The organism is Bacteroides sp. 214, from assembly GCF_010501015.1.
GTDB lineage: Bacteria > Bacteroidota > Bacteroidia > Bacteroidales > Bacteroidaceae > Bacteroides.
Genome location: NZ_QVML01000025.1, coordinates 1 through 18,607, shown reverse-complemented (window position 1 = coordinate 18,607; position 18,607 = coordinate 1). Strand labels below are relative to the sequence as shown.

Below are 18,607 nucleotides of genomic sequence, written 5' to 3'. Positions count from 1 at the left end.
GTACTGCGTAATAGTGGGAGAGTAGGTAGTCGCCGTTTTATGTTTCCCGTCCGGTTCTTCGATTGATAGAAGAAACAGGGCGGGAAACTTGTTTATATAGGTGTGTGTATAAAGGAGTGAGGATGTACATAAAGTGACATAGGTTAAAAAGTAGATTGTTTTTCAATTTATATTCCTATACATCAGTGTGATAGCGTTTAACAATTAATTTTACTCTTAAAAACAGCTCTAATAATTTGTTTTTCCAATATAAAGCCGTATCTTTGCACTCACAAAACATCGCGGAGTGGAGCAGTGGTAGCTCGTTGGGCTCATAACCCAAAGGTCATCAGTTCGAATCTGGTCTCCGCAACTTAGAAGAAGACATCTTAAAGTAGGATGTCTTCTTTTTTTATATGTAAATTTCTTGTAGGATAAGCAGAAAAAAACTAATTTTGCTCATATTATAAAATAATGTGCAATAATCGTATGCCTGTATCAAAAACCAAAGCGAAGTTAGTGGATGTTGCCCGCCAGTTGTTTGCCAAAATGGGAGTGGAGAATACAACCATGAATGACATTGCCGTTGCATCTAAAAAGGGGCGGAGAACATTGTATACTTACTTTAAGAATAAGGAAGAAATATACTTAGCTGTAATAGAATCGGAGCTTGAGATACTTTCCGAAACAATGCGAAGGGTTGTTGAGCGTAACATCTCCCCTGAAGAGAAGATTTTAGAAATGACCTACACGCGCTTGGATGTCGTTAAAGAAGTTGTATATAGAAATGGTACGTTGCGTGCTGACTTTTTTCGCGATATATGGAAAGTGGAGAAGGCACGTAAGAAATTTGATGTTAAAGAAGTACAGCTACTTAAAGCCGTATTGCAAGAGGGTATTGAAAGAGGAGTATTTGAACTTGATGATGTGGATATGACAGCCAATTTGTTTCATTATTGTCTCAGAGGGATAGAGGTTCCTTATATTCGTGGGCGAATAGGGGCAGAACTTGATATTGAAACCAGAAAAAAATACGTTTCTAACATTGTGTTAGGGGCACTTCATAAAAATAGAAATCAATAAACAATTATTTTATGGGATTATTAACAGGAAAGACTGCTTTGGTAACCGGAGCAGCACGTGGTATTGGCAAAGCAATTGCTTTAAAATATGCTTCGGAAGGAGCAAATATAGCATTTACAGATTTGGCTATTGACGAAAATGCTCTTAATACAGAAAAAGAGATAGCTGCTTTTGGTGTAAGGGCAAAAGGATATGCCTCTAATGCAGCTAACTTTGAAGATACTGCTAAGGTGGTAGCTGATATTCATAAAGATTTTGGGCGTATTGATATTTTGGTAAATAATGCTGGTATTACCCGTGATGGATTGATGATGCGTATGACGGAACAGCAATGGGATATGGTTATCAATGTAAATCTGAAGTCTGCATTTAATTTTATACATGCTTGCGCGCCTATTATGATGCGTCAGAAGGCTGGAAGTATTATTAATATGTCTTCAGTTGTGGGAGTGTCGGGTAATGCAGGACAATGCAACTACTCTGCGTCTAAGGCTGGTATGATTGGTTTGGCTAAGTCTATAGCTAAAGAATTGGGTTCTCGCGGTATTCGTGCTAATGCAATCGCTCCAGGCTTTATCATTACAGAAATGACCGATCAGCTTACTGAGGAGGTAAAAACTGAATGGGCTAAAACAATACCGTTGCGTCGTGGTGGTACACCCGAAGATGTGGCTAATGTAGCTACTTTCTTAGCTTCGGATATGTCTTCTTATGTTTCGGGCCAAGTGCTTCACTGTTGTGGTGGAATGAATATGTAATTTATGACTGTCCTTTACGAAGATAATCACATCATTGTAGTAAACAAGAGCAGTTCTGAGATCGTTCAGGGCGACAGAACCGGCGATACTCCTCTTTCGGAGACGCTTAAAAGTTATTTGAAAGAGAAATATAACAAGCCGGGGAATGTTTTTGTGGGTGTTACACATCGTTTAGATAGACCGGTAAGTGGTATTGTTGTTTTTGCCAAAACCAGTAAAGCATTATCACGTCTAAATGAGATGTTTAAAAATGGTGAGGTAAAGAAATCGTATTGGGCGATTGTAAAGAACAAACCGAGTGAACACGAGGGGCTTTTAACTCATTATCTGGTGCGTAATGAGAAACAAAATAAAAGCTATGCTTATGACAAGGAGGTGCCAAACTCAAAAAAAGCAGTCTTGGCATATAAACTAATTGCTCATTCGCAGAATTATTATTTATTGGAAGTAGATCTGAAAACAGGACGACACCATCAAATCCGTTGCCAATTGGCAAAGATGGGATGTCCGATAAAAGGAGATCTTAAATATGGCTCACCTCGATCTAATCCTGATGGAAGTATCTGTTTGCATGCCCGAAATATTTCTTTTGTGCATCCGGTTTCAAAAGAGCTCATTGAGTTAGAGGCGCCGGTTCCTGCGGGTAATCTTTGGGCTGGATTTGTTTATGCAGATTAATGTTATTGCTACATTTAATAATAGAAAAACCGCCCCTGTGAATGTGTTTACAGGGGCGGTTTTCTTTTTAAACGAGTGTGCTTGCTTTTTTAATTAAGAAACATTAGTTTTTCTCTTTCATCGTTACTGTTTAGAACTATTTGCATACAACGCTATATATGCCACTAATTAAGGGTTATGCCATTAATAAGACAAATGGCGTGCCAAAAAACCTGTCTATGTAAATGTTTGATTTACAGCATATGCTGTTTGTTTGTGTAACTGGAATTGTGGAATTGTTGTGGATGGGTTGTGTGGAAGTGTGGAATAACTCCACAATTTTAGTCTCTACAAATCAAGATTGTGTATTTTTAATTTATTGTATAATGTCTTTCTGTCTATCTTTAATAGTTGAGCAGCCTTGCTTTTGTTATTGTTTGCTTGTCGTAGGGCTTCTAGTATTTGCTCTTTTTCTGTTTTCTCGTTATACAGTGCTAAGCTAGTAGGTCCACTAAATTGGTTGTCGATAATTTCGCTGTCTAGGTCCAATACGGTAATTTGCTCGCCCTGTGCCAATAGTGTGGCTCGTTTAATGACATTTTTTAGCTGACGGAGATTGCCCGGCCAATGATAGGCCGCGATTTTTTGTGTAGCTTGCTTATCGAAGCCGGTTAGCTGCTTTCCAAGTTCCTTATTAGCCTGTTGCAAGAAGAAATTGGCAAATTGGAAGATGTCTTCTTGACGCTCTTTAAGATTGGGGATATCTAGCGTGAATTCATTGATTCGGTGATATAAATCCTCCCTGAATGCACCCTTCTGGATAGCGACTTTTAAGTCTTCATTGGTGGCGGCAATTAAACGAATATCTACATTGACCTCTTGGTTAGATCCTATCGGACGAATTCTTCGTTCCTGCAAGGCACGCAGTAGTTGTATTTGTATTTCATAGCTGAGATTTCCTATTTCATCTAAAAAAATGGTTCCACCATTGGCAGCTATAAATGCGCCTGTCTTGTCGCTTAGTGCACCAGTGAAAGCACCTTTGATGTGTCCGAAGAACTCTGAGGCTGCCAGTTCTTTGGGAATAGAGCCGCAGTCGATAGGGATAAATGGTTTATCCTTACGTTTGCTCAATTCGTGAATGCGATGAGCTACGTATTCTTTCCCTGTTCCGCTGGCACCAATAATAAGTACCGACATGTTGGTTGGAGCTACCAGCCGGACATGCTTGAAAAGCAATTTGGCAGCTTCACTCTCCCCTTCAATAAAAGCATATGATTGCGCTTCTGGTTTCTCTTTTACTTCATTTTTGATAGATGTTGCAAATGATTCATTGATTTTTCGCAGCAGTTCATCTGGATTCACTGGTTTAGCAATATAATCATTGGCACCAAGTTTGATAGCAGTTACCGCGGTTTGAATATCCGCGTAACTTGTCATCATAATAAATGGAGTTTGCAACTGTTGTTTTTTTATCCACTTCAAGAGTGAAATGCCATCTTCATCGGGTAAGCGTAAATCAGATAGAATTAAATCTGGTTTTTCTTGTTCAATGTTTTTCTTTGCATGGAGAACGCTGCTAACAGTAGCGACCATAAAACCCTTCTTTCCCAGCCATGTTTGCAACATGAGGGCAAAAGTCAGGTCGTCTTCTACTATTAATATGCGCTTCATTTTTCTAAGGTTTATGTAAATGTTTCTACAAAGATATATTTTTATTAAAAATTGCGGCTCTTATTTTGAATGATAAATGCTTTTTTGTGACAAATCTCTCTTTTTATTAGTAGGAGAAACAGCAAAATTGTATTTTTATCGCAGAAATTGAAAAAGCATAAGAAAATGAAAAAGAATGTACTATTAGTAATAATATTGCTTGGTTGCATAACTGCTTGCCAGCCGGGTAAAAAGAAAGAAGAAGCAATGGAAAATCAACAAGAAACAAAACTGAGAATAGAAACAACAGTAGGCGATATTACTGTAAAACTGTATAACGAAACGCCCAAGCATCGCGATAATTTCATTAAGTTGGCGAAAGACAGTACATACAACGGAACACTGTTTCACCGGGTTATCAACAACTTTATGATTCAAGCTGGCGACCCGGATTCAAAGAATGCACCGGCAGGAGCACAATTGGGTATGGGTGATGTGGGTTATAGAATTCCAGCAGAGTTTGTTTATCCTAAATATTTTCATAAAAAAGGAGTATTATCGGCAGCGCGTCAAGGTGATCAAACAAATCCAAAGAGAGAATCATCTGGTTGCCAGTTTTATATCGTAACCGGTCAAGTATATGACGACACAGCTTTGTTGTCAATGGAGCAACGCATGAACCAAAATAAGACCAATGCAATATTCCAACAACTGGCAGGCGAAAGAATGGATGAAATCAGGAAAATGCAAGCCGCGAATGATCAAAAAGGGCTTGAAAAACTGCAAGAAGAACTATCCGAAAAAGCAATTAAACAAGCAGCAAAGCAACCTGATGTGAAGTTTACACCCGAACAGGTAAAAGCTTACACAACTATTGGCGGTACTCCACATCTTGATGGTCAGTACACGGTTTTTGGTGAAGTAGTGGAAGGAATGAATGTGGTTGATTCTATTCAGCGTGTAGCAACAAACCCAAGTGACCGTCCTCTGGAAGATGTTGTAATAAAACAGGTAGTGTTATTGCAATAGCATGAAAATAAACAAGCATACCCTTCCAAACGGATTGCGGTTGGTACATACATATATTAAGAGCACCCAAATGGTTGCTCTTAACATTTTATATAATGTAGGTGCAAGAGATGAAATACCTGGTCATACTGGTTTTGCGCATCTCTTTGAACACCTGATGTTTGGTGGTTCTGTACACATCCCCAACTATGATGAACCACTACAACTGGCTGGAGGAGAAAACAATGCTTGGACAAACAACGATATTACCAATTACTACCTAACCATTCCCAAACAAAATGTAGAGATAGGCTTTTGGCTTGAATCCGATCGTATGTTAGGGTTGGATTTTAGTCAAAAAAATCTTGATGTGCAGCGCGGAGTAGTGATGGAGGAGTTTAAGCAAAATAACCTGAATCGCCCATATGGTGATGTGGATCATCTGCTTAGAGGGCTTGCTTATAAAGTTCACCCTTATCGTTGGTCTACCATTGGGGAGAACCTCTCTCATATAGCTAATGCTACTTTAGATGAAGTAAAAGATTTCTTTTTTCATTATTATGCACCTAATAATGCAATATTGGCTGTAACGGGGAATATTACTTTTGAAGAAGCCAAAATGCTTACAGAAAAATGGTTTGCTCCCATTCCAAAGCGCGAGGTTCGCACCAAGAATATACCCAGTGAACCGGCGCTGTTTGAACAGCGACGTCTTGTGGTGGAACGCCATGTTCCTTTGGATTCTCTTTATATGGCATTCCCGATGAGTAATCGTCTTTCTCCCGATTATTATGCGTACGATATTCTCTCGGATATTTTGGCAAACGGGCAATCGAGTCGGCTAAGGCAGCATCTTGTTAATGAAAAAGGAATATTCTCTGCCATCGATGCTTATATCTTGGGTAGTATTGATGCGGGGTTACTTCGCATTAACGGAAAGCCCTCCAAAGGTATTTCTTTGGAAGAAGCCGAACAGGCTGTTTGGGAAGAATTGTCATTGATAAAACAAATACCCATTGACGAGCATGAATTGGAGAAGGTAAAGAACAAATTTGAGGCAGCGCATATATTTGGCAATATGAATTACCTCAGTATTGCTACGAACCTGGCATGGTTCGAACTCATCGGACAGGCAGAAGATTTGGAAAAAGAGGTTGAGAAATACAGAGCGGTTACTTCGCAGCACTTAATGCGTGTGGCAATCGATACATTCAAAAAAGAGAATAGTTGTGTAATCCACTATAAGAGTGTTAACCATGATTAATACCTATAAACAACATTACAAAGCACTTGCTTACTTAGGTTTCCCTATTGTTGTGGGGCAGCTTGGAATGATTATTCTGGGGTTTGCCGACACTTTGATGATAGGCAGATATGGAACGGCTGAATTAGGGGCAGCTTCGTTTGTTAATAATGTGTTTAACCTAGCCATTATCTTCTGCACCGGGTTCTCTTATGGACTTACCCCTATTGTAGGGATGCTATATGGCAAACGAGAATTCCTTCAAGCCGGACAAGCCTTGAAGTGTAGTATAGTTGCCAATGTACTTATTGGCGTGCTGATAACACTCCTCATGTTTATTCTTTATTTGTGTGTAGAGCACTTAGGACAGCCTGTCGAACTTATTCCACTGATAAAACCATACTTTCTTACCCTGCTCGCATCGCTTATTTTCATCATGCTATTCAATGCTTTTCGCCAGTTTACAGATGGAATAACCGCTACTAAAACAGCTATGTGGATATTGCTAGGCGGTAATTTGTTGAATATAGCAGGCAATTATTTACTTATCTATGGTACATTTGGCTTTCCTGAGTTAGGATTGTTGGGCGGCGGAATCAGCACATTGTTTTCGCGAATAGTTATGGTGATTGTATTTATGGGGGTACTCGTACGGGGAAAGCGTTTCCGACAATATAAAATCGGGTTCTTCCGCTTGAAACTTTCTGGTAAACTCATTAAAACACTCAATGAGCTTGGTTGGCCGGTTGGGTTGCAAATGGGGATGGAAACCGCTTCTTTTAGTTTAAGTGCGGTGATGGTAGGGTGGCTGGGTACTGTTGCACTGGCTTCTCACCAAGTGATAAGTACGATTTCTACCCTTGCTTTTATGGTTTATTATGGTGTAGGTGCTGCTGTAGCGGTGCGTGTAAGTAATTTTAGCGGGCAAAAAGATTGGAAGAATGTGCGGAGTACTACTTATGCCGGAATGCATATTATTTTGTTTTTGGCATTTCTGTTTTGTGTGGCAATTTATCTGCTACGCTATCAGGTGGGAACGTGGTTTACCGATAGTCAAGATGTGGTTGATGTGGTTGTTACGCTGGTTATGCCAGTATTGCTATATCAGTTCGGCGATGGTTTACAGATAACCTTTGCCAATGCGCTTCGTGGCATTTCGGATGTGAAACCAATGATGTGGATTGCTTTCTTTGCTTACTTCATTGTTTCGCTTCCGGTAGGCTATTTTCTGGGTTTTGTGTTGGAGTGGGGAGTTGTTGGCGTGTGGCTGGCTTTCCCTTTTGGTTTGACCACTGCAGGAGTGCTGTTTTTCCTAAGATTTAGGAAACGTTTAATGAAATATACCCAACTTTCTTCTCGCTGATTCCCGCTAAATTTCTCACTGTCTTTTACCTCATTTCTCACTGTTTTTTACCTCGTTTCTCACTGTGTTTTACTTCACTTCTCACTGCTTTTTGATACAGAATTCACTGAGAAAAATAAATCGATACTTTCAGCGGATAAATATAAATTAAAATTTGTACTTTCGTACATGACAACTATTAATGCTTTTTTACAATGAGTGCACCAACACGCTTTACTAAAATCAAATTGATTGCAGAATACTCGTTCCTGTTTTTGGCTCTTGTTTATGCTTTATACTTTATTCGTCATGAAATGAGAAGCTTTTCGGAGGTTGAGTCCGAACTGAGCTTACAGACGGATAGCTTAATGTCTTTGCTAAAGGAGAAAGACGAAAATGCACTCCAGATGCTTACCACACTCAATGAGAGTGATAAAGTTTTTATGCCACTGGATGTGTTAGAGAATGTAATTGCCGAGTATGATTCGATTGTAGACCGACTCCAATATCAACGTAGGGTAATAGCTAAGCAAGACTCTGTTATCACTCCCACTCGGAGAAAAGGATTCTTCAAGCGGTTGGCAAATGCTTTTGTCCCGGAAGAGGAAGCTCCTACGATATCTGTCAATAAAACGATTGAAACAACTACCGATTCTGCGGTGCAGAAGAAAGAAGCTTATGAACCTCTTAAACGCAAAATACGTGCCGCTGCAAATCAAGACAAAGAAACACGTCTTGCCGCATTAGGTATCGGAAATGATAAACTGCTGAAGCAAAATAGTGAATTAAGTGCACAAATCGACAGCTTAATCAGTAGATACGAAGAAAATGTAATTATCCAAGCAGAGCTGCAAGCCGAGAGCCGTCAGATGGTGCGGCAGCGTATTGTTACTACCATCGGGGTAGTGGCTATTGTGGCTATTTTACTATCTACTATTCTGTTGATAATTATTTTGCGCGACATTACCCGTAGTAATCGCTATCGCAAAGAGTTGGAAATAGCAAACCGTCGAGCCGAGGAGCTATTGTATGCTCGAGAAAAATTAATGCTTACCATTACTCACGATTTCAAAGCACCTCTTGCTTCTATTATCGGATATGTTGAATTGTTGTTGCAGGCACCTATGGATGAAAAGCAAAAACAGTATCTGGAAAATATGAACGGTTCGTCAACACATCTTCTGAAGCTGGTGAATGATCTTTTGGATTTCCATCGTTTAGATCTAAATAAAGAAGAAATGAACAACCAACCATTCAATGCGAAAGATCTATTTGATGAAATAAATACCAGTTTTGCACCATTGGCTTCGGCGAAATCGTTGGTGTTGAATTATGAAATTTCCGAAGAATTGAATAATAGCTATCTGGGTGATTCCCTGCGCATCCGACAGATAACAACCAATCTACTCTCCAATGCCATTAAGTTTACACCTGAAGGTAGTGTTTCGTTGGCTGTTTCTTATGAAAATGCAAGAATTTCTATTCGTATTTCCGATACTGGCAAAGGAATGACGGAAGAAGATCAAATGCGTATATTTCAAGAGTTTACCCGTTTGGCGGGTGCACAAGGCGAAGAAGGCTTCGGACTGGGACTTTCTATTGTGTACAAGTTGGTGCAGTTGTTTAACGGTACTATTGATGTTGCCAGTAAAGAAGGTGAAGGTAGTTCCTTTACCGTTTCATTCTTACTGCCACTAAATGAAACAGATATAGAAGAAGATGTAAACAAGGAGCCAAAACAAGAAGAACCCGTGTTGCTGCAAAAGTCATTGCGTGTGTTGATGATTGATGATGATAAACTTCAACTCTCTTTAGTTGCCAGTATGCTCGAAAAGAATCATATTAAAACAGTGGGCTGCGAGGATGTGGAAGAGTTGATAGAGCAATTACGTGTCGGGACTTATGATGTTTTGCTTACTGATGTACAAATGCCTGCCATTAACGGACTCGAATTGTTTAAGCTGTTACGCTCTTCCAATATCCCTCAGGCAAAAACAATCCCAGTTTTGGCTATAACGGCACGTAGCAATATGAGTGAACAGGATTTTCTGGAATATGGTTTTGCTGGTTGTTTAATGAAACCTTTCTCAATAAAAGATTTGCTGACCACATTAGGAAAAATCTCTTTTCCGGACAGTGTAATACATCCAAGTATTGAAACCATTCTGCCCGGCGGATTAGATTTTTCGGCACTTACCGCTTTCTCTGCCGATGATAAGAATGCTTCGAAAGCTATTATTGAGACATTTATCTCCGAAACAAAAAAGAATATAAATAATCTTCGCCAAGCACTCTCGGATAAGAATGTGGATATGATTGCTTCTATGGCACATAAACTACTTCCTACTTCTACATTAATAAAAGCTGAAAAAGCTATTCTGCTACTTACTGAGCTGGAAGCTATTAGAGGAGAGAGTTTTAATGTAACAATAGAAGAAAAAGCGAATGTGCTTATCGGAGAGATGGAAGTAATATTGAAAGAAGCAGAAGGGTTATTTAGCAGACCAAACGTTTGTTAATAGCTTCCTGTTTGTTCAACCTTTTTGTTTTATTAATTGTTGTTTTCTATGTGCTAATCCATATTGTTGAGCATGGTAAATAAGCGAATAAAGAAGGTGTTGCTTTGGATAGTGTTAACGCCTTTTGTTCTTGTTTTATTATTGTCTGTTTTAATATATATACCTCCTGTGCAACGTTTTTTGCAACGCGAGGTAACGGCATATGTTTCCAAATCAACGAAAAGGCAGATTAGCATTGCAGACTTTAGCTTACGATTCCCTTTTCATTTGTTGGCTAAAAATGTATGTGTAGTTCAAGATGCAGATACTATTTTGTCTGTTGAAAGTCTTGGCCTGAATGTAAAAATGAAACCACTCTTTCGTGGCAGAATAGAAGCTAAGGGTGTGTTCTTGGAAAATGGGATAGTAAATACTGCCAGCCTGATAGGTGGTATGCAATTGTTCGGAAGTATTGGACGGGTGGACATAGAGCCCGATGCGATAGACTGGGGTGGAAAATTGGCAGCACTCGGTGTTGTTGAACTAAAAAATACCCGTCTGAAACTGCTAATGACTGATACAACTTCTACTTCCACAAATACGCCCCAGGCTAGTTTGCCTTGGCTTATTACTCTCGATGCTTTGAAGCTGGATAATCTGACATTCGCCTTGGATATGGTTGCTGACACACTACAATTTTCTACGTATATAAACAAGAGCAGTGTAGAGGGCGTTGCTATAGATTTAGGTAAAAGTGCGTATACTGTTAATAGTATCAGAATAGATAAGTCTGCTGTACTTTACGATCAAGGTAAAGCATTGCCAGCGGAGGGACTAGACCCTGCGCATATTTATTTGAGTAATTTGGATGTTGAGGTAGACTCAGTTTATAATTGCGGTATAGAAACGAAAGCCATTATACGCAATATAGCTATGAAGGAACGTTCGGGAATAAAGATTGCTAAATTGGCAGGGAACTTATACGTTGATTCTACTCATGTTCGGGTGCCGGAGCTGCTATGCAAAACAGCTTATTCTTCTGTTAACCTGTCGGCAAAAACAGAGTGGGATGTGAGCGACTTTAACTTTCGGGGGTTAAAAGCTGATTTGAATGCAAAGATCGGCAAAGGTGACATGTTGCTACTTATGGGTAAACAAAGTGAAGAACTATTGGTGGATTACCCCGAAGAGCCTTTAGCGGTGCAATTAGCTGTGTCGGGGTCAACGGATAATATGAATCTGGCTAATCTGTCGGCAGAATTACCCGGCGCATTTAAGTTACAGAGCGATGGTAAGGTGGTGGATTTTACGGATTCAATCCGACGATCGGGTTATATGAATATGCGCTTGGAGACTGAGGAACTGCCTTTTGTGTTGGCATTTGCAGGCTTAACTCCCAATAATAACATTGTAATCCCTGTAGGTATGACAGCGACTGGAGAGGTAACTCTAAAAGGAGCTGAGTATGCAGTGAACTTGTTGGCAACGGAAAGTGTGGGGAAAGTATTGCTGAATGCAAACTATAATACAATGACGCAGGCTTACAATGCCGACCTTTCTATCGACTCTTTGAGAATAGATCATTTTATGCCGAAGGATTCTATCTATACTCTCTCTATTACTGCTAAAGCTACAGGGAACGGTGCAGATTTTAAGTCGGTAGCATCAACAGCAAAGGTAGATGTACTGCTTAATCGGTTGGAATACAAGCACTATGAACTGACGGATATAAACTTGGAAGCGAATTTGAAACGATCGGTTGCAACGGCGCGTTTCAATAGTAACAACTCTTTAGCAACAATGGAGCTATGGGGCGAGTATCGCTTGAATAGTAAATATACCGAAGCAAGGGCGGCTGTTAATATTGCCGATGTGGATGTTTATCAATTAGGGTTTATAGATCGGCCTATGAAAAAGAGTTTACCACTTATTATGTCGGTCGATATTAATAAAGAAGCTACGTCTGTATTGCTGTACTCGGGAGATTTGGAAGCAAAACTAAATGCTAAAGGTCCGCTGGAAAACCTGATAGAACAGTCGACGGGTTTTGTGAGTGTGTTGCAGAAACAGATTGCAAGCAGGTTGATGAATCATGTGGAGATACGCGAAATCCTACCGACAGCCTCTTTTACGCTAAAAGCAGGTAAAGATAACATTCTTAATCGCTATGCTGCATTACAAAATATCTCCTTTTCCGACGCGTTTATTGACCTCGAAACTACTCCTGAGGTAGGAATCAATGGCTTGGCTTCGATACATACACTCAAGATAGATACGATAAAACTAGATACTCTTTCTTTTGCTACATACCAAGATACTACAAGTCTAAAGTTTCGCAGCGATGTGGTAAGTCGTCCTAAGATTGTGCAGAATCACTTCTCGGCTTCTCTTACGGGCGAAATTCGTGATGATGATGCTGAAGCGTTAATTCAATTTAATGGTTTTGACGGAGAAACGGGTATTCTTTTTGGTGCTAATGTTCAAGCTGTAGAACGTGGTATCCGCATGAAATTCATTCCTGAAAAGCCAATTGTAGCTTTCCGGCAGTTTGAATTCAAAGAGCATAACCGCATCTTCATCCGAAATAACGGGCGGGTATTGGCAAATGTAGAAATGCTCGACAAGCATGGAATGGGTGTACGTATTCACTCTATGCCCGATACTACTTTTCTGCAAAATCTGGATATTGAAATCAGACGAATAGAGCTTGGAGAAATCAGTAAGGTATTACCCTACTATCCTGCTTTTTCTGGATTGTTTTCTGCTGAAGCTAATTTTAAGCAGACGCCCAATGAAATTCAACTCTCTACTGAAGCACACATCAAAGATCTTACTTACGATAAAAAGCCTGCTGGAGATGTAAGGTTGGCATTGGCATGGCTACCGGGAGCAAACAGTACGCATTACTTAGATGGATATCTTGAGTTAGACGAGCATCAAATCATGTTGGCAAACGGTTCTTATCAAACAGGGGTGCGCAGTAAGGTGGATGTAAGCGCTACGGCAGAGCATTTTCCGTTAAAATTGGCAAATCTCTTTATGCCCGAGGAGTTACTTTCTCTTAGTGGAGATATTGATGGGGAAATATTAATAACAGGGACAACGGACAAACCGGTAATTAATGGAGAGTTGGTTACAGACGAAGTCTTACTTAACTCTGACTTATATGGATTGAAACTGTCATTCGAAAACAAGGTACTTCCTATTAAAAATAACCGTCTGCAATTTGATAAATATGCAATATATGCCACTGGTGATAATCCGTTTACAATAGACGGCTACATAGATATGAAAAACTATACCACACCGGTTATTAGTTTAGACTTGCTGGCTAAGAATTATAAGCTGCTGGATGCAAAACGTAAAGATGGACGATTGCTCTATGGTAAAATCTTTTTTGATATGAATTCTACAGTACGAGGTTCTATCGATAATCTGAAAATGCGTGGTAACGTGAAGATTCTTAACGATACCGATGTGAAATATGTACTAACCGATTCTCCGTTGACTGTGCAAGATCGTTTGGGCGACTTGGTCGTGTTTACGTCATTCTCTGATCCTGAGGCAGATAATGAGGCAAAGACGCAAACTGTATCTATGACAGGGATTGATGTGTCTCTGAATATTAATGTTGACCGCTCTGTGGAGGTTGGGGTAGATCTGAGTACAGACCGAAGTAGTTATGTAGATTTAGAAGGTGGTGGAAATTTAACCTTCCGATACACTGCACAAGGTGATATGAACTTGACAGGAAGATATGTTCTTGCTGATGGTAGAATGAAATACTCACTTCCGGTTATTCCGTTAAAAGAGTTTGATATAGATGCAGACAGTTATGTGGAGTGGACAGGGAACCCTATGGATCCTAACCTGAACTTCAAAGCCACAGAACGTATGCGTGTGTCGGTAGGTAATACAGACGGTTCAACCCGTATGGTGAATTTCGATGTTTCTATCTTGGTTAAGAATAAATTGAATGACTTACAACTCATCTTCGATTTAGAAGCACCCGAAGATGCGGAGGTTAAGCAACAGCTTGCCGCAATGGACCTTGAGGAGCGTAGCAAGCAAGCTGTAGCGATGATGGCAACAGGTATTTATCTTGCTGGAGCTAAGGGAAGCGGCTTTGATATGGGAACCGCATTAAACAATGTGTTGCAAAGTCAAATTTCTAACTTGGCGGGTTCTGCGCTAAAGACTGTGAACATCAGTTTTGGGATGGATAATTACGAAGGTAGCGATGGTAAGCGAACGGACTACAATTTTAAGTACTCGCAACGATTCTTCAACGACAGAATACAGGTTGTAGTAGGCGGAAGTATCTCTACTGGCAATAATGCGGAAGAAACGGAGTCATTTATTGATAATGTGTCGTTGGAGTACCGGTTGGATAAATCGGGTACGCGCTATGTGCGATTGTTTCATAACAAAAATTTTGAGAGTGTGCTGGAGGGAGAGATTGTAGAAACGGGTGTCGGTTTGGTGTTGCGTAAAAAAGTGAATAAATTGGGCGAGTTGTTTATATTCTCCAAGAGTAAATAGAAAAATATGAGATTGCTGACAATACTATATATTATCCTTGCCGTTGGGTTGTTGAGTTCTTGTTCCACTACCAAGAATTTGGCTGCCGAACAACAACTCTATACCGGGCAGAAAAAGCTTCAGGTAGATAATGATCTGAAAACTCAGATAGCACAGGATGCAATGACGGAAATAGAAGCTGCTTTGGCAAAAGCGCCCAACAACTCTCTCTTTGGCAGTTCAAGTATACGTACACCGCTACCTTTCGGCCTGTGGTTTTACAACGGATTAGTAAATAAGAAGAGGGGGCTGGGGAAGTGGTTCTTCAAGAAATTAGCAGCGAAACCAGTTTATATCTCTACCGTGAACCCTGAATTACGGGCAAAGGTGGCAACAAACCTTTTACACGATTATGGATTTTTCAACGGTACGGTAAGTAGTGAGGTTATTACCAGTAAAAAGGATGAACGAAAAGCGAGTGTACAATACAAAATAGATATGCGAAACGCTTACTTTCTGGATTCTATAGAATATAGGCTCTTCCCTGATAAAGCAATGACTTTAATTCATCATGGAGCTATACCGGGACGAAGAAACAGAACATACCTGCGGAAGGGCGACCAATTCAGTGTTATTAACTTAGAGCAAGAACGTGAACGGTTAAGTACGTTGTTGCGCAATCGAGGCTTTTATTATTTTCGTCCGGACTACATCGGCTATCGTGCGGACACCACACGGGTGAGTGGATTGGTAGATTTGCAAATACAACCTAAAAGCGGTTTGCCCGAGAATGCCAAGAAACAGTGGTACATAGGCAATATAACCGTAGATCTGTATGGCATTTATGGGCAGCAACCCAACGACTCGTTAGAGTACGACAGCATTAAGATTCGTTACTACAACAAGCTAAATATACGCCCCAAGGTGCTTAAAAGTCGCTTCCGTATGGAAAGCGGACAAATGTATTCGTTACGGCGCAGTACTATTACACAGCAACGATTGGCGGAGTTGGGTATTTTTAATTTCTCCGAATTCCAGTACACTCCACGCGATTCGGTAGGTAGTGTCCTCGATTTGCGCGTTAGCGCAGGTTTCGATTTACCTTACGACAGTGAGCTGGAACTTAATGTTGCGACCAAAAGCAATGATTATGCCGGACCCGGTGTGGCGTATGGTATAACTAAACGGAATGTTTTTCGTGGGGGCGAAACATTTAATATTCGTGTGAATGGCTCCTACGAGTGGCAAACTAAATCTTCGGGAGGAAGTAATACAAAAATAAACTCTTACGAACTGGGGTTGTCATCCTCACTTACCTTTCCGCGTATTGTGTTTCCGCACATCGGAAAAAAAGAATGGGACTTTCCTGCAACGACAACCTTTAGCTTGAATCTTAGTCAACTCAATAGAGCAAAATTCTTCAAAATGCTCTCGTTTGGTGGTGATGCGACGTACAATTTTCAGCCCACCAGTGTGAGTAAACACTCCTTTACTCCATTAAAACTAACTTTTAATGTACTACAACACCGCACAGCCGAGTTTGATTCCATAATGAACGTAAACCGTGCATTGCAAAAAAGTATGGAAGACCAGTTTATTCCTGCTATGAGCTATACCTATACATATGATGATACTTCGGTGCGTCGTCGTCGTAATCGTTTTTGGCTGCAAAGCTCCATTACCTCTGCCGGAAATATAACTTCGGGCGTTTGGGCATTATTCGGAAAGAAATTTGAAGAAGAAAAAAAGCTAATGAATGCCTCTTTGGCACAGTTCATTAAACTAACAACTGAAATTCGTTATACATGGGTTTTGGATAGAAATCAAAGTATTGCCACTCGTTTTTACAGTGGTGTTATTTATGCTTATGGAAGTAAAACCATAGCACCCTATAGCGAACAATTCTATATTGGTGGTGCCAATAGCATTCGTGCCTTTACTATCCGAACTATTGGACCGGGTAATTACCAACCCGCTGATGATAATAAATATTCCTACTTAGATCAAACCGGTGATATTCGTTTGGAGGCAAATGTGGAATATCGCTTTCGGTTGATTAAGGATTTACATGGTGCCATCTTCCTTGATGCGGGAAACATCTGGACAATGCGCGAAGACGAAAGTCGTCCGGGAGGTAAGTTCTCTCTGAATAATATCGGCGAAAACATAGCATTAGGTACCGGAGCGGGCTTGCGTTACGATCTCTCTTTCTTGATAATCCGTGTAGATTGCGGGGTAGCATTGCATATGCCTTATACCACTTCTAAAAGTGGTTATTACAATGTACCACGTTTTAAAGACGGATTGGGCTTACATTTAGCAATCGGCTACCCGTTCTAAATGGAATTTATTTGTACTTTTGCACTGTTTTTATAAAAAATATGACACTAATCTTTATAACTTATTAAATGATGAAACCGACTTTATTCGTCCTTGCAGCTGGCATGGGAAGCCGTTACGGAGGACTAAAACAACTTGATGGTCTTGGACCAAACGGTGAAACTATTATGGACTACTCTATCTTCGATGCTATTCGTGGCGGGTTTGGTAAGGTGGTTTTTGTTATTCGCAAAGATTTTGAACAAGATTTCCGTGAAAAGATAATCAGTAAGTATGCGAATCACATTCCTGTAGATGTGGTGTTTCAAAGCCTGGATGCCCTGCCTGCTGGTTTTACTGTACCTGAAGGACGTGTAAAACCGTGGGGTACGAACCATGCGGTTCTTATGGGAAAGGATGTAATAAACGAACCTTTTGCGGTTATCAATGCAGACGATTTCTATGGTCGCGATAGCTTTGCGGTGTTGGGTAAAGCACTTAGCGAAATGAACGGAATGAAAAATGACTATTGCATGGTGGGTTATCGCGTGGGCAATACGCTGAGCGAAAGTGGTACTGTAGCTCGTGGAGTATGCGAAACAGATGCCAATGATTACCTCACTACCGTGGTAGAACGTACCGCCATTGAACGTATAGACGGTAAAGTGTCGTTTACAGACGAAAATGGCAAATTGGTTAGCATTGCCGATAATACACCTGTTTCAATGAACATGTGGGGTTTCACTCCTGATTACTTTCAATATTCAGAAGAGTATTTTGTGGAGTACCTAAATGAAAATAAAGACAATCTGAAAGGTGAATTCTTTATTCCGCTGATGGTAAATAAACTGATAACCGACGGAACAGCACGGGTAAAAGTGCTGGATACAACCTCTAAATGGTTTGGTGTGACATATGCCGAAGACCGTCAAGGAGTAGTTGATAAGATTCAGGCTTTAGTTGATGCGGGAGAATATCCGCAGAAGCTGTTTTAAGAATTCCTAAATACACAATCGCTTTGGGCTTTGTTTTTAACCAAAAAACAAAGCCCAAATGCATTTTTATACCCTCCAAATGCGCTTTCACTAAATAGGTCTTCACCTTCACATATCGCTGTAACCAAATGCTGTTTAGTGAGTTGCGTGTGAAGCCCCCCCCTCTTTTATCCTTCACAGGGTCTTCACGGGTAGATTTTTACGCGTATCGACACCTCATCTACAACTAAACCAAAGCGAGTTTTAAAGTATCTTCCATCGATGTTAAAGTACTGTTACACTGCGCTTTTGCCACTGCATTGTTGCATCATTGTCAGTACATTGTTGTGTCAATGAAAGTGGCACATTTATCTCTTCACAACTGTGATGATATATCGTCACAATTGTGAAGAGATATCATCACATATGTGAAGAGATATCATCACAGTTGTGAAGAGTGTAAACTGACTATTTGAATGACTTATACTGAAAGTGGTTGTCAGTTTTTACTGCTTGTTACTAAAAAGGTTGTCGCAATATATCTTTTCATTCTAAAAAGGTTGTCATTCATA

General features: G+C 40.2%; 11 protein-coding genes and 1 tRNA gene. 11 read left to right on the top strand and 1 reads right to left on the bottom strand.

Annotation, left to right across the window (positions count from 1 at the left end; genetic code table 11):
• The first annotated feature begins 280 nt into the window (after nt 1-280).
• The 4 genes from D0T50_RS13200 (at nt 281) to D0T50_RS13185 (ending at nt 2,498) form a co-directional block, all read left to right on the top strand.
• Nucleotides 281-352: transfer RNA gene (locus tag D0T50_RS13200), tRNA-Met, on the top strand.
• Between the two features lie 116 nt (nt 353-468).
• Entirely contained in the window at nt 469-1,062 is a 594-nt protein-coding gene (locus D0T50_RS13195; protein ID WP_163224003.1) for a TetR/AcrR family transcriptional regulator, read from the top strand.
• 11 nt (nt 1,063-1,073) lie between these two features.
• The gene (gene fabG / locus D0T50_RS13190; RefSeq protein ID WP_163224002.1) at nt 1,074-1,820 is read left to right on the top strand and encodes a 3-oxoacyl-[acyl-carrier-protein] reductase; all 747 of its coding nucleotides are present in this window, start codon (nt 1,074-1,076) and stop codon (nt 1,818-1,820) included.
• Between the two features lie 3 nt (nt 1,821-1,823).
• A complete protein-coding gene (locus D0T50_RS13185) occupies nt 1,824-2,498 on the top strand; it encodes an RluA family pseudouridine synthase (RefSeq protein ID WP_163224001.1) in 675 nt (224 codons plus the stop codon).
• Between the two features lie 327 nt (nt 2,499-2,825).
• Here D0T50_RS13185 and D0T50_RS13180 read toward each other — a convergent pair whose 3' ends face one another.
• Nucleotides 2,826-4,151, bottom strand: a complete 1,326-nt coding sequence (locus D0T50_RS13180) for a sigma-54 dependent transcriptional regulator (RefSeq protein ID WP_163224000.1) — start codon at nt 4,149-4,151, stop codon at nt 2,826-2,828.
• 165 nt (nt 4,152-4,316) lie between these two features.
• On the opposite strand from D0T50_RS13180, the gene D0T50_RS13175 reads away from it, so the two are divergent.
• The 7 genes from D0T50_RS13175 to D0T50_RS13145 all read left to right on the top strand — a co-directional run bounded on the left by D0T50_RS13175 (nt 4,317) and on the right by D0T50_RS13145 (nt 18,056).
• On the top strand, nt 4,317-5,159 hold the full coding sequence (locus tag D0T50_RS13175) for a peptidylprolyl isomerase (RefSeq protein ID WP_163223999.1): 843 nt from the start codon (nt 4,317-4,319) through the stop codon (nt 5,157-5,159).
• 1 nt (nt 5,160) lies between these two features.
• Nucleotides 5,161-6,402 carry a pitrilysin family protein gene (locus D0T50_RS13170; protein WP_163223998.1) on the top strand — a complete coding sequence of 414 codons (1,242 nt, stop codon included), beginning with the start codon at nt 5,161-5,163 and terminating at the stop codon, nt 6,400-6,402.
• Complete coding sequence (locus D0T50_RS13165) at nt 6,395-7,744, top strand: MATE family efflux transporter (RefSeq protein WP_203558249.1); 1,350 nt, start codon at nt 6,395-6,397, stop codon at nt 7,742-7,744. The genes D0T50_RS13170 and D0T50_RS13165 overlap by 8 nt, the downstream gene beginning before the upstream one ends.
• Before the next feature lie 194 nt (nt 7,745-7,938).
• Nucleotides 7,939-10,242: an ATP-binding protein gene (locus tag D0T50_RS13160; protein ID WP_163223996.1), complete on the top strand. Its 2,304-nt coding sequence runs from the start codon at nt 7,939-7,941 to the stop codon at nt 10,240-10,242.
• Nucleotides 10,243-10,314: 72 nt separating this feature from the next.
• Entirely contained in the window at nt 10,315-14,763 is a 4,449-nt protein-coding gene (locus D0T50_RS13155) for a translocation/assembly module TamB domain-containing protein (protein ID WP_203558248.1), read from the top strand.
• A 6-nt stretch (nt 14,764-14,769) separates the two neighbouring features.
• A complete protein-coding gene (locus tag D0T50_RS13150; RefSeq protein WP_163223994.1) occupies nt 14,770-17,082 on the top strand; it encodes a BamA/TamA family outer membrane protein in 2,313 nt (770 codons plus the stop codon).
• A gap of 71 nt (nt 17,083-17,153) precedes the next feature.
• Nucleotides 17,154-18,056 (top strand): nucleotidyltransferase, encoded by a 903-nt coding sequence (locus D0T50_RS13145; RefSeq protein WP_163224004.1) that lies wholly within the window; start codon nt 17,154-17,156, stop codon nt 18,054-18,056.
• Nucleotides 18,057-18,607: the final 551 nt, after the last annotated feature.